The sequence below is a fragment of the Halovulum sp. GXIMD14793 genome (genome assembly GCF_054457435.1).
Genome location: NZ_JBTLNE010000075.1, coordinates 1 through 14,177, shown reverse-complemented (window position 1 = coordinate 14,177; position 14,177 = coordinate 1). Strand labels below are relative to the sequence as shown.

Below are 14,177 nucleotides of genomic sequence, written 5' to 3'. Positions count from 1 at the left end.
TGTCATGACCCCTCCAGACGCAAGCATCATCTGAGATCATATCAAGCCGTCAATCGCCAATTTGTTCTCTTCATGTTCTTCCAAAAGCCCAAATATGCAGCTTCGGGCCATCTAGGCCAGGAAGCCGTTCGCGAGATAACCGCGCATCTTCTTCATGCGCCCGAGGGCATATCGGATCGCCTTTGCGAGTTCAGATTTGCCGGAGATGCGGTTCAGCTGCGCGTCGAGCCAACCTTCGAGTTCGTCAAACACCGGTTTGGCACCCTTCTGGCGCAGAGCAACCCGCTCTTCCGGCGATTTGCCGCGCGCTGCCTTTTCGACAGCATAGAGAAGCGCGATGCGGCGGATGGCCTCTTCGGCGATCTGTGAGCCTTGTGACTGGAAGATATCGACGAACTTGCGGCGGACATGGGCCATGCAGGCCATCTCATGGACGTTGTCCTTGGCGAAGAGGTCGTTGAACCCAGTATATCCATCCGCATGGTTCCAGCCTTGGTAATTGACCAGATGCTCTGAAGGATGTTTGCCTTCGCGGTCTGTACTGAACTTGTACAAAGCCGCCGGTGGATCGGAGCTGCCCCATGGTCGTTCATCGCGGACATAGGTCCAAATGCGGGCGGTCGCGCATTTCTTTTTGGCCTGCATCCTGATCGGGGTATCGTCCGCGAAGATCGACGCTCCGGCGCGAACGTACCGTCCGATGGCGTCAGCAAGAGGCTCCAGTAGCTTGGTAGATTGCCCAACCCATCCCGCCAGCGTGGAACGATCCAGGTCAATGCCTTCGCGGGCGAAGATCTGGCTTTGGCGATATAAAGGGCAATGGTCCGCGTATTTGTTCACAAGCACATGGGCCAACAGACCGGCACCAGGTCGGTCGCGCTCAATGGGACGCGATGGCAACGCGGCCTGCACAATCGTGTCGCAGCATTTGCATGTCAGCCGAGGGCGGACGATCCGGTTCACAACAAACCGGCCGGGAACATATTCCAGTTCCTCGGTCACATCTTCACCAATGGCCCGAAGATCGCCGCCACATTTGCACGCCTCACCTGGGCTCAGTATCTGCTCATTGCGAGGCAGGGTTGGCGGCAGCGGCTTGCGCTTTGGTTTTTGCTTCTGCTCGGGATCCGCCGTCTCTTCAGGTGGTGTGGTCCGGGCGGCGGCCGTTTCTTCCTCTTCGAGCCGGAGTTGAAGGTTCAGTTGGTCGCCAGATTCAGATTTGGACCCGAAACGGTGCCGGTTGTGCCCCGCTAGTTGATGCTTCAGCTTCTCAATTTCCAAAGCCTGGGCCTTTGCCAATTCAACCAAACCCTCCGCTGCAATACGCAGCGCGCCGGGATCGGATGGCAGGGATTTTGGGGCATCGAACATAGCCCGACTTATAGCTGAACCCCTTAGGATAGTGAATCCTAAGATGCTGGATTTGCGTCCAAATTACCAACAGTCAAAGGCCGCCAAGTGCGCTGTGGCGCCCGCCAGTCAATGCCTTCCAGAAGCATCGACAATTGCGCCGGGCTGACCGTCACCTTGCCATCCGCAGCAGCGGGCCAAACGTATTTGCCCTTCTCAAGACGTTTGGAGAACATACACGCTCCTTGGCCATCCCACCACACGATCTTCACCAGATCGCCCCGTCGGCCGCGAAAGACAAACAGGTGTCCCGAATAGGGGTCCTGCTTCAGAACGCTCTCGGCCAAAGCCGACAGCCCATTGAACTGCTTGCGCATGTCCGTGACACCTGCGGCTAACCAAATACGCGTGTTGGCCGGAACCGGGATCAAACCATCAACCCTTCGACCAAAGCCAGAACGCCGGAAAGCGCCGTAGGGCCTTCAACCAAAATACGCCGGCCGTCCGACAAGGTGATATCAACCCGCTGAGCCGAAACCATCGAATCCACATCTCTCGCGTCTTCAACCAATGGAACGGCGACCGCCCCTTCGATCTCAACTGGGAGAAAGCCACCGTGGCAATCCGGTCCAGCAATCTCGGGCTCCGGGGCAAACCTTGGGTCCTTCAACCAATTGTGAATTAAATTGGCATTCATCGCGTACCGCCGTGCAACCTGCGCGACCGATACGCCAGGAACCGTCGTCTGCCTACAGATCGAACGCTTCTCATCATCCGACCAGAACCGCTTCTTCTGACCCTTCTTCCCAGCCATAAACCGCCTCAAGATGTCCATTATCGAAAATGGACATTACCACTCTCCTTCAAACGTCGTCAGAGCGGGCAGACCGGACGGTTACGCCACTGACGCAGAGTCCTGTGGATATATTGTAATTAGGGGTACAGAAACCGTCGAAAAGGCGTCCAATCCGCAGATTCTGATTAGGGTACAGTGACAACTGGTGGCGGGCCAAACTGTATAACAGACGCTTCGACTAGCTTTGCGGCATGCGGACAGTTTGCAAAAAACTGCCCCGCATTGTGCAAGACTTCAAGGTAGATTTCTGAGTCTGCGGGCTCCCCCGGGATTAGAGCATTTCGATCGTGCCAAGGATGTGGTCCGGCCACCTTTAGCTTTGCCAGTTCAGACGTAGCAAAATACCGGATAGCCCTCGCTGCGGGTGTAAACAGGATATTTAGCCCGAAGCTATCAGTATCTGCCAAATTTTCCACCATACCTTTTGGTATCCACTCTTTGGAGCAAAAACGCCGCGGTTTCCAGCAAACGGTGCGCGTTATCATAGGCATAGCCCGAGGTCAGATGCGAGGCCGTCCGGTTGTCCTCAAGGTCATAGGCGTAATCCTCGACCGGCACCGGCACGCCGCCATCGCCCGCCGGAACCCCCTCATTCACCCCAACAAGACGCCGCCCCGCATCATGCGACAGCGTCCGAGAGCGCGCCGGCTCCACCTCGTCTTTCAGCAGAACCATATGGGCCTACAGAAGGTTTTGCTCCCGACAATACTCAATATATCGGTCGCGTTCCTTCACATAACGGGTGACCGGAGTTCCGCCGTGATCTGAGGAAAAGAGTATCGGGGAATCCAACTCCCGTCGAAGAAAAGTTGCCACCGGGTCGACACCGATCGCACTCATATACTCAAAAATAAGTTCACGGTTTACTCTGTCCAGCTTTCGACGCTTTTTGTAATTTGATGGTCTTTCGAAATCGAGAGGTTCGCCGGAGCTGTTATAGACGGCTTTTGTGTTGTCCTGGTAAGCACAAACATGACGGCCTGTGTTTTTGTCTATGTAGCTGAAGCCATTTTCAGGAATCGGACCTAGATGAAACAGTTTTGGCGCAAGTTTTTTTAAAGGGTCCTCACCAATAGTGCTCCAAAACTGAAATACTCCACATCCCGTCCACTGATGAAGCCGTTGGTCTTCAAACGGAAGCACAACGTTTGCCCGCTGCTCAACCATAACCAGCGACGGGTTTGACCTGACAATCGACACTCTCACACTACCCCGGAGCGAATAAGCTTCGGCCATGCGCTTATCAATATGACATAGGTCCGTATCGGGCCCGAACCCCAATTCAATCTTCGCAGCCTCGTCCCGAAGCTCATAGAATTCCCGTTCCGGGTCACTTTCTTGCGCAGAAAGAAGCTCACCCCGATAATAAGAGGCAACTTCATCAAAAGTAGTGCGCACAAAGATAACCGAAATAACTGGTATATCTGGCAGCGGTTCATTCATGTCGTTAAGGGCTCTACCGTTCAAGGGCGCTTATAGCGCCGTATCAGCACCCACCCTGCGTTCGGGTCCGCCTGAAGCATGACAATTCCCTTAGCAAACTCCCGAAAGATAAGCGACGAAACCGAAATCTCTTCGAGATGTTGCATGGTGCCGCCTGCCCAATCATACTGGATATCCGGCTTACAATTGCTGACTGTTTGTCTTTTTGCATTCATCTGGTTTCTGTTTACAACCGGTATCATGCTGAGCGAACCGATCTTTCTAAGCCTTTCAGCACGGTTACGCACAAGACTAGCGACACGCCAAGCTACGATCGCATTATGTGTCGGACCTCCATGGTTGCGCTTGCTATCGTCTAGGGTGATGTTTTGCACAGGCCCTGGCATGTTTAGCGGCTTGCACCCGGAGTTCAGACGAATGAGGAAGCTAATCCTTTCAGAGTCGCCGCCGCCAGTTGATCCTCCTACAGTTATATCGGCGCCCATGTTGCCTTGAAGCCCGCCAAGGCTTTCCAAAAACAGAAAAACCTCATTGAATTGCTCCAGTAGAAGCCCTGTCGCCGCACCCGCAATAGTCGATGCATATATGTCGTTTGTTACCTTATCACGGGAGTGCTGGACAAATGCCGTGGTCCCTACAAGCCCTAATGGGTCGTTGTTCTGGTATGGCGTCGCTGCTACATAGTTGTACCCATTCAGCGGCCCATCCGGGAACCCAAGTGGATCAGTGGATAGAAACCGCCCTTCCTTTGGATCATAATACCGCGCTCGGAAGTACCCCAGCCCGGTTTCCTCGTCAAACTGTTGGCCGGTGAAGCCGTAGCCAGGTTTCACGCTTTCGCTGATCACGGTGCGTTGGCCGAAGCTGTCGTAGCGATAGCGCGACACTTGCGTGCCGGTGGTCGGATCGACCACGGCCACGACGGAGCCGAGGTAGTCCTGATGTACCTCATACACTGTGCCGGTGCCGGGTGTCGGGGTGGCTGAGGGGTAATCCTCAAACCCGTACCGCTTGTCCAGCCCGTAGGCGTTCATCCAGCGGCGGGCTTTTGTTACCCCACCGGAGGTCGTGAAGACGAACAGCACATTGGGGCCGTCGTAGACGAAGACTTGCGTGGTGATGGTCCCGTCAGTGGCCGTATAAGTCTTCCCCACCCGCCGTTGCTGCGCGTCATAGGCAAAACTCAGCGACCAGCCCTCAGACGACCCAACCGAGACCAGCTGATCCTGCGCGTCCCAGCCGTAGCTAAGGAAAATGACTATTATCGCTAAAATATGAATCTGAAGCGGCCTCCAAAAAAGGTATTTTGTCGGCGTAGCCGACCAAATTATCACCTTCTCCAATCGGGAAAAAATCTATGATTCTATCAAAAGCTCGATCTTGATATTTCAAAAAATCTAGTCCCAGCGCCTCAATGTACTCAATAAGCAGATCCCTAGGTAACCGCAGCGCAACATCGGAGTTCAAGTATCTATCATTTTTTTCCCAGGGCTGCGTGCTGCCTTTTTGGAAAAAGACATTCGATATCGAACCTTGAGCGTCCTCCTCCCAATCAACTCGAACATGTCTACCAAGGCGCCCTTTCTCAAATAAACTGAAAAAACTTGAAGCCATGATGCCGTTTATATGTGAAGCATGAAATATAAATGCCTTACACCCCACACACATACTAATAACTGCTATGTCACTATACAGAAAGCTAACACTATTACACTCAGCAATACACAGATTTGATTCTACGTCCGGAGAAATAAGACTGAAGTACAAATCCGGTGATCGTGGATTAATAGGGAATTGCTCCGCTAGCGGCGGAGACTTGCTTTCGCATGTGCGTGCTATTCGACGGTGCGGACGATAGGGCAATCCGCTAGCGGTCTTAGATTCTTTTTCCCTTGACAAGTTTCCGCGGTGAATTTCCGCAGAGAACCATGGATCTATCAACTCAATCGGGCGATCCCAAAGTAGCAGGGTCAGGTCACACGGATCAGGCTTTGGTAATTCTGGCATCAACGACGCCCCCCGATACGTACGCCAATCAGGTTAGCTAAAGGATCAGCCCGGTTCATGATAAGAATTTTATTTATGGTCTCCAATTGACGCCCGGGACGGTAATATTCCTCTAGATATTTTAGTGAATAGTTGACCGTATACTGCAGATCTGGCCGACATGTGCTCACTTTCTCACCCCAAGCAGCACGCTGTTCGCGATTCTTCCAGATAAAACTATACTTGATGCGCTTATAATCTTTGTTCCATTTTAGCAGCATGAGGCGTCTTGTTTCTATCGCTCGATCATGATCGTTGTCGCTATCTGGCGTGTTGGGCGGATGAGGTCGAGTCGTCGGCGTATCGTCGAAATCAAGAAGATTCCAGGGCAGTCTATCCACCAATGGATAGCAATTACTGCCTCGGGGCGGATCTAACTTTGGCGTCCCTACCGAAGATATGCCTGGGTAGTTGACATCCCTGCCACGTGTACTTGTCCCAAAGTTGTAAGCCGCGTCAAGAAGTGCATTTGCAATTAGAGCAGCCATTCGACCGGCAATCCCGGCATTTAGCATTGTTTGCTCATTGGTAATATCGGCTTGCCGCACCATTGTGCTAACCAGTGGTGCCGCCATAGACATTCCAGTCGGGTCAACATGCTGATATGGCGTTGCAGCTACATAGTTGTACCCATTCAGCGGCCCATCCGGGAACCCAAGTGGATCAGTGGATAGAAACCGCCCTTCCTTTGGATCATAATACCGCGCTCGGAAGTACCCCAGCCCGGTTTCCTCGTCAAACTGTTGGCCGGTGAAGCCGTAGCCAGGTTTCACGCTTTCGCTGATCACGGTGCGTTGGCCGAAGCTGTCGTAGCGATAGCGCGACACTTGCGTGCCGGTGGTCGGGTCGACCACAGCGACGATGGAGCCAAGGTAATCCTGATGTACTTCGTAGACCATCCCGTTGCCGGGGTTTGGCGAGGCCGAGGGGTAATCCTCAAACCCGTACCGTTTATCCAAACCGTAGGCGTTCATCCAGCGGCGGGCTTTGGTCACTCCGCCCTCGGTCGTGAACACAAACAGGACGTTCGGGCCGTCGTAGACGAAGACCTGCGTGGTGATGGTCCCGTCAGTGGCCGTATACGTCTTCCCCACCCGCCGCTGCTGCGCGTCATAGGCGAAGCTCAGCGACCAGCCCTCGGACGACCCAACCGAGACCAGCTGATCCTGCGCGTCCCAGCCATAGCTCACCACCTCGCCCGAAGACTTGTCCGTCCGTGTCACCCGATTTCCATTGCCGTCATAGGTGTAGGAAAACGCCGCGGTTTCCAGCAAACGGTGCGCGTTATCATAGACATAGCCCGAGGTCAGGTGCGAGGCCGTCCGGTTGTCCTCAAGGTCATAGGCGTAATCCTCGACCGGCACCGGCACGCCGCCATCGCCCGCCGGGACCCCCTCATTCACGCCCACAAGACGCCGCCCCGCATCATGCGACAGCGTCCGAGCGCGCGCCGGCTCCACCTCGTCCTTCAGCAGAATGACCCGCCCCGCCGCGTCATAGCCAAAGCTGCGGTGATGGAAATCCGCCCCCGCAAAACTGTGCCGCAACGCCCCGAGCCGCCCGCCCGCATCATAGCTGACCGCCGTCGCCGAGCCGTTCTCATACCGCTTCGACAGCACACGCCCATCCACATCATAGGTAAAGTCTATCGCCCCGCCCCAGGGCTGCGTCACCCGGGTCTGGCGGTTCTCGGCGTCATAGGTGTATTCCGTCACACCCCCAAAACTGTCCGATGTGCGGATGCGGCGCGACAGCGCGTCATAGGCATAGGTCAGCGTGACCGGCTGGGCGAGGCCCGGATAGGTCACCGTTTCGGTCACCACCCGGTTCATCGCGTCATAGGTCATGTCGATCCGCGTGTCGCTATCGGCAATGGCCGTCAGGTTCGAGGCCGGATCATAGCTGTAAGTATAGCTGTTATCTGCCGTCGTCATCGTTTTCAGCCGGCCATTCCCGTCATAGGTAAAGGTCGCGGCATCCCCATCGGCATCGACGACACGGGTGACATTGTCGCGCGCGTCGTATTCGGTGACAAAGGCCTTGCCGGTCGGGTCGGTCTGGCGGATGGCGCGGCCAAGCGCGTCATATTCAAAGGTCGTCTGCCCGCCCTTGGCATCCGTCATGGCCGTCAGCCGGTCGGCATCGTCATAGCCGTCCTGACGGGCCGCGCCATGCGGTTCGGTGGTGCGCGACAGGCGGCCGAGGATATCCAGCTCGGTCACATCCTCGCGCCCTGCGGCATCGGTGACCTTCATCTCGGTCTCTTCCGCGTTGTGGGTAACGGTCGAGGTGCCGGTCATCGGATCGGTGCCCCCGGCGGAGCGGTTCATACTGTCAAAGACAGATGTCGCGACGCGCCCGGCCTGATCCTCGAACCGGACCTGGTTGCCCAGCACGTCATAGCCAAACTTCAGCGTGTTGTTCAGCGCGTCGGTTTGGCTGGTCACACGGTTCTTGGAGTCAAAATTCGTCATCCGGGTCCGCTGCAGCGGGTTGTCCAAAGCCTCGGTGGTGGAGAACGGCAGCCCGGCAGGCGTGAACTCCATCTGTGTCACCGTAGCTTCGACATTGCGGGTGTAGAACATGTTGCCCTTGGTGTCATAGTCGAACACCGTTGTGTTGCCCCTGGGGTCAGTTTGCGCCGTCATCAGCCCGCGGGAGTTATAGGTCATTGTGACCTCGTCCCCTTCGGGCATGATGGTCTTCGTCGGATTACCCTTGGCGTCATATTCGTTGCGGGTGACAAAACCGCCTGGATCGGTGCTCTCGATCAAACGGCTGAGGTCGCCATAGACATAGCTTCGGCTGCGCTCCTGCGGCGTGCCAACCGCTTCGACCAGGGCCGTCAGGTTGCCGGATGTATCATACGCCATGGTGTCGACGCGACGATCGCCGCTGCCATAGGGCGTTTCCGCCCGGGTCACCAGGTTGTCGGCATTGCGCTGCATATCAGTCACGCGGCCCAGAGGGTCCGTCACACGCAGAACAGCCCCAAATTCGTTGACTTCGGTCTTTGTCACACCGCCGCGCTTGTCCGTTACGGTGGTGATCCGGTCCTTCGGTTCAACAAATTTCAGGTCCGTGCCGGGCGCGAAATTCTCAAGCCCAAGCATGTCACCGACAGACATCGCGACACTGGCACCATCCGGCGTGGTAATGCCGCTGATGGCCCCGGCAACGCCATAGGCGAAACCGAATGTGTTGCCGCGCTGATCCGTGCGTGAGGTCATCCGGCCCTTTTCGTCATAGCCAAAGCCGATGGTGGCGGTGTCGGGTTCCACGATCTGGACGATGCTCCCGTTGGCATTTCGCCCGAAAGAGGTGACCCGTCCGCTGGGATCGGTGATCGACTCCAGAAATCCGGATGGGCCATAGCTATAAACTGTCTCCAGCCCGACAGCATCCGTCGCCTTGGTTAGCCGTCCCGCCGCATCATAGGCATAGGTGATCTGATTGCCGTTGGTATCGATGGTTTTAGTCTGCAAACCATTGGCATCAAACTCAACCTTTGTGCCGTCCTTGTAGGTCCGCACCCAACCGCCCGAGGACAGTTGTTCGAGAGTTGAATAATCGCCTGCACCTGCAACAAAAAGTCCGCTTTCCGTTGGTCGCGAGAAATCGATATAGAGATTGAAAATTGACGTAGAGATCAGATCCAATGAACCGTCACCGTCGATATCGGCGACAGTGTAGTCCTGAATCGGATGCGATATTTCTGTTGTTTCGAAGGGAAGAAAAGTGCCATCGCCAACGCCAGCGTGTAAAATGATCGAGTTATCGGTCGAATGAAGAACATCGATATGACCGTCTCCGTTTACGTCAAATGCAAATACTCGGGGACGCAAAACGGGATCAGATGGGATCGTTAGAGCAATCGGCTCTGAGTAGCTCGAAGCGCCGGTGCTAAGGATAACCTTGATCTCAGAGCCCGATGCCAGCACGAAATCAAGGCGGCCGTCATTGTTGAAATCGCCATGATCAGCATAACGCCCAAGGAGATTTAATGAAGCGCCGCCCACGTCATTGGCACCATAAACGAAGCGATCACCGTTGAAGTAGAATACATCGATGCCAAAGCGGTCCCTCGCGGCGATATCGTTCAAACCATCTCCGTTGAAATCCGCTGACATGATCTGCAGCGCGCTCTTGACCCAGGTCTGGTAGTAGTCGTCTTTTCCGGCGCTCAAGTTGAAGTGTATGCCCAGAGCCAATCGCGAAGTCGCTCCCCAAGTACCCGTCGCGAGATAGTCTGCCCTGCCGTCCTGGTCGAAATCGGTAAAAATGCCATCGAGCATTCTGGTACCCGTCCGCACGATTGTTTTATCGAAATTTCCAAATCCATCATTCAGTATAAAGCCAACAAGCCTTGTATACTGCGAGAAAAAGGCGACGTCTGAAATTCCATCGTTGTTGATATCTCCGGTACTCGTACCTGCAAGGTTAGGTGAGTAAAACCCACCATCATCAGGAATACTGGCTGGCGTGGTTACATTGATTTCACGCACCTTCTCAAATTGCCGGTCGCCGAAATTGGCAATGATACCTACCGTTCCATATCCGCTTTCGCCGTAAACAATGTCCTGTAAGCCATCTGAGTCCATGTCCGCTACATTTACGCCCTGTTCCCCATAGATATCGAAGACGAGCGGTTCGCTTTCGAATTCAGTGAATGTCGGCTTCGGATTGAACGGCGTGATCGCATCATCGGTGATGATAGCGACGGTACCGTCAGGGTTTTTCACCAGCTTTTGCAGGCCGCCGATGGACCAGCCAGGGCCGTAGGGGCTGTGTGTTTCGTTATGGACGAACGCCTCCCCGGTATAGCTGGCAACAACCGTGGAACAGTCGTATTTTGCCTTGGTGGTGAAGCTCAGCGGATGGCGTCCGGCCGGAATGCCGATGGCATCGACGGGGGCGGACTGGCGCAGGGTCACGGCTTCACCCAGCAGGGCCGGGGTCTGGCCATTCGCCCCTTGGCGCGGTGTCCAGGTCGGGGATTGGTCGATCTCCAGCCCGGCCAGACGGATCGTCGAACTCAGTGTTTTTGGCAAGCCCGCATTGGCCGCAACAGTAACGTCACCGGCAATGATCAAAGTCGGATCAGCCGCCTGAGAATGGTAGACAAGTGCAGTGGACTGCGCCTGTCCAAAGGACTGATACGGGGTCACTGCATAGCCTTGCGACAGATCACCTTCCAGCGGGGTCAGCATCTGATACCCGGCACCAGGCTGGTCGGCTGATCGTGTTACACGCGGGGCTTGCGGCAGGAAAGCGAACAGCGTTCCACCATCTTTTAGAACCGATGTCTGGGTCGTTACAGTCGCCGCACCCGTGTCGACCATGGCACGGCCCGCAATCTGGAACCGGCTCAACCGATCACGCAATTGCCAGAACCGCAACTCCGCAGTTTCCGGCAGACTATCAAGGTTTGGAGCCGTTACCTGGACCCCTTGCGTAAAGACAGCGCCAGGCGCGTCCAAGGCGTATATTTGACAGGCCGCTACATCCTTGGGCAGGGCCTCATGTTCGAACAACTGAGGCAATGTCCCAAGGCAGATCTGACCACCATACGCATTGCCATCGGCATCTTTCACGGTATCGGCGGCAATCCTGACGGTAACCCCGTTTGTCGTGCCGGTCAGCACCGTTTCCTGCCCCGACACAACAGAGGCACACCCATCGCCAAGCGGGGTCAAAAGGAATTTCGGGCTAAGGTCCCTGATCTGATTGCCGGTCACGCGGATCAGGCGGTGCGCCGCCGCATAGCCCCCGGGACCGCCGTTCGCGGAAGGTTCAATAAAGACCTGATCCCGCCCGTCGGTCAGCCCGCCAAAGCGAAAGCTGCCATCAGCGGCGGTCACCGTCATCAGCGCTGCCTTTTTCAGACGCACCGGCATCCCGGCCAGCGGCGTTTCAGTGCCTTGCGCAAAGGCAGCGGCATCCAGGACAACACCGGTCACCGCAGTTTCCCCGGCATTGGCGGGGATCACCCGGATCGTGATCGTCTTTTCATCGGTCAGCACGCCGTCAGACGCACCAACCGTCAGCACATAGTCCCCCTCCTGACCCGTTTCAGGGCGGAAGCTCAGCATGCCGGTACGGGTATTCAGCACGACACCCTGGGGCAGCGGCAGAGGCCGCGCATAGAACCCAATCGGATCGCCATCGGGGTCAATCGCGTCGATATCAAGTCCCAGCTCCAGGCCGATCTCTACGGTATAGACCGCCTGCAAGGGCCCCAGAACCGGTGGGCCATTGGATGGTGTAACGCTGACAGTATGTGTCGTTGTGGCACTTTCCAGCCCGTCAGAGACGGTCAGCGTCATGGTATAGTCGCCAGCCAGATCAGCCTCGAACCCCGCTTCTGTATCTGAGACCAGCAACAGCGACGCCGCCGATCCAGACGGCTTTCCGGTCAACTCCCAAAGATAGGTCAGCGGATCGCCATCCGGATCGCTTGATCCTGCCGCCGACAAACTGACCGTCTCTCTTGTTGACGCGCTGGTTGTGCCCTCGATGCTGGCAACGGGCGCGCGGTTGGGCACTGTCAGTGTCACATTGTCGGTGCTGCTCAGCAAACCATCAGATACAGTCAGCTCAAAAACGTAACTGCCACGGCGGTCGGGTTTAAAATCGCTGGTAACGAGCGCGGGATTGGTAAGCGTCGCGCTACTGCCGGCAGGGGCGGACGCAATACTCCAGGCGTAAGACAAAGGGTCCCCGTCAGCGTCCGATGAACCACTGCCATTCAGCGTCACCGTCTCTCCGACAAAGGCGGTAAGATCCGCTCCTGCAAAAGCCACCGGAGCGGTGTTGACAACCGTCACACGCAGAACTCGTGGCTGGCCCGAAAGATCACCATCATGAGCGACGGCCTGTAAAAGGTAATCACCAGCCCGGTCGGGTGTGAACCCGGCGCTTGCGCCGGTCACCAGGCGGCCACCGATGCTGGCAGCACTGCCTTGGGGACGCGCAATAAGGGACCAGGTTGTGGTCAGCGGATCGGTATCTTCAAACATGTCGGCCGCATTGATGCTAACTGCCTGACCGTTCAAAACCTCACGCGCTGGAACTGACAAAGCGCGGGGCGCCCGGTTCCCTTCACCAACATAGACCGTATCAGGATAAGAAGATGCCGTTGCCGTCCGCACCTGAAGCTGTGCCACCGTGGCTTCCAGTCCCAGGCAAACGAATTCGTGCTTCCAGAATGGCAGCAAAAGCGGGAACGACTTGCCCCAGAAGTCTCCGGATACGTGAATCTTCATCGGCATTAGTGAGAACGGGGCGCGGATATAAGCATCAACCCCACCCAGCAAAACTTGTTCGCTGGACCAGCTTCCGTCCAGAAGTTCAAGCCGGATCATCCGGTTGTCGCCATGAGGCATCCTTACCCGCCAGATCATCACCTTGCTGCCGTCATCCAGAACGACATAACCCTTGGGCAGAAGGACAGGTGGTAACTCACCATGCAACAGGTTGATCGGATTGAGATTGACCGGTGCCGTGGCAACATCGACACCCGTTCGCTGCCAGGGCGTATACAAGCAATGCACATCACCGTCATGCCAGGGCGGACAATGCGACAGGTTGGTATCAATGGGTTTATGAAACTGCCCCAGTCCCCAATCCCAATGGCCGCCAAACTCACGATCGTGAAACACGTTGATGGTTTTCAGCACATCATGCAGATATGCGGTTCGGATGCCCGGCTCCAGTTCACGGACTGCACTCCCTTCAGGGCCATTCAGGCGGCCGGATGACCCAACGGGTCCCGCCAGCCCGATCAGATCCCAGTCATATGATGTAATCGTGTCCGCAGAATAAGAACCGCTGCCATCCAGTGTCACGACGCTGTCCCACTCGACAGAGGCATCCGGTCCGGCAACAGCAACCGGCAAAGCGGCATCGGTCGAAATCAGCCGCGTCACCGGACGACCGGACCCTGTCTCGTCTGATACAATCAGCTGGACCACATAATCCCCGGCGACATCCGGCGTCAGCGTGCTGGTGACCCCATCGGTCTTGCCCAGACCGGCTGTGCTGCCTGACGGCGCAGCCAGAAGTGCCCACTCATGCGTCACTGGGCTGCCGTCGAGATCGTAACTTTGTCCGCCATCCAAGGTCACTGGCGTCCCGACGCTTCCCGATGCAGGTTCAATCACGGCCACAGGTCGCAGATCGTCTGTCGTTACCAAAACGGCTGCACTGTCAGCATTATGGCCGATCCCGTCCTCGACGGTCAGCTTCAGCAGATAGTCGCCCGCGATATCCGGCGTCAGCGCATAGCGATAGTCATCACGGGTTACGCCGACCGAGGTACTGCCCTGCGGGCGGGACACCAGCCGCCACGACCCCTCAAGCAAGTCTCCGTCAAGGTCGGTAGATGCAAAGGCATCCAGAACAAGCGCTTCCCCGGCTTTCGCAACCCGGGACGTCCATCCGCTTGCCGCCACAGGAGCGATCCCGCTTGATGTGTCAAAAA

Annotated in this window: 8 protein-coding genes; all 8 read right to left on the bottom strand. The window is 56.2% G+C overall.

From position 1 onward, the window contains the following. Nucleotides 1-111: 111 nt before the first annotated feature. A complete protein-coding gene (tnpC, locus tag ACW9UQ_RS16750) occupies nucleotides 112-1,371 on the bottom strand; it encodes an IS66 family transposase (protein WP_458932157.1) in 1,260 nt (419 codons plus the stop codon). Nucleotides 1,372-1,409: 38 nt separating this feature from the next. After that, nucleotides 1,410-1,781, bottom strand: a complete 372-nt coding sequence (gene tnpB / locus ACW9UQ_RS16745) for an IS66 family insertion sequence element accessory protein TnpB (RefSeq protein WP_458932156.1) — start codon at nucleotides 1,779-1,781, stop codon at nucleotides 1,410-1,412. Beyond that, the gene (gene tnpA, locus ACW9UQ_RS16740) at nucleotides 1,778-2,164 is read right to left on the bottom strand and encodes an IS66-like element accessory protein TnpA (protein WP_458932155.1); all 387 of its coding nucleotides are present in this window, start codon (nucleotides 2,162-2,164) and stop codon (nucleotides 1,778-1,780) included. The genes tnpB and tnpA overlap by 4 nt, the downstream gene beginning before the upstream one ends. A 435-nt stretch (nucleotides 2,165-2,599) precedes the next feature. Continuing rightward, entirely contained in the window at nucleotides 2,600-2,881 is a 282-nt protein-coding gene (locus tag ACW9UQ_RS16735) for a hypothetical protein (RefSeq protein ID WP_458932154.1), read from the bottom strand. 6 nt (nucleotides 2,882-2,887) lie between these two features. Continuing rightward, the gene (locus tag ACW9UQ_RS16730) at nucleotides 2,888-3,649 is read right to left on the bottom strand and encodes a hypothetical protein (RefSeq protein WP_458932153.1); all 762 of its coding nucleotides are present in this window, start codon (nucleotides 3,647-3,649) and stop codon (nucleotides 2,888-2,890) included. Nucleotides 3,650-3,669: 20 nt separating this feature from the next. Beyond that, nucleotides 3,670-4,983 (bottom strand): RHS repeat-associated core domain-containing protein, encoded by a 1,314-nt coding sequence (locus tag ACW9UQ_RS16725; RefSeq protein WP_458932158.1) that lies wholly within the window; start codon nucleotides 4,981-4,983, stop codon nucleotides 3,670-3,672. Further along, nucleotides 4,895-5,656: a hypothetical protein gene (locus tag ACW9UQ_RS16720; protein ID WP_458932152.1), complete on the bottom strand. Its 762-nt coding sequence runs from the start codon at nucleotides 5,654-5,656 to the stop codon at nucleotides 4,895-4,897. Before ACW9UQ_RS16720 ends, ACW9UQ_RS16725 begins: the two co-directional genes overlap by 89 nt. Beyond that, nucleotides 5,656-14,148 carry a PKD domain-containing protein gene (locus ACW9UQ_RS16715; protein ID WP_458932151.1) on the bottom strand — a complete coding sequence of 2,831 codons (8,493 nt, stop codon included), beginning with the start codon at nucleotides 14,146-14,148 and terminating at the stop codon, nucleotides 5,656-5,658. The genes ACW9UQ_RS16720 and ACW9UQ_RS16715 overlap by 1 nt, the downstream gene beginning before the upstream one ends. Nucleotides 14,149-14,177: the final 29 nt, after the last annotated feature.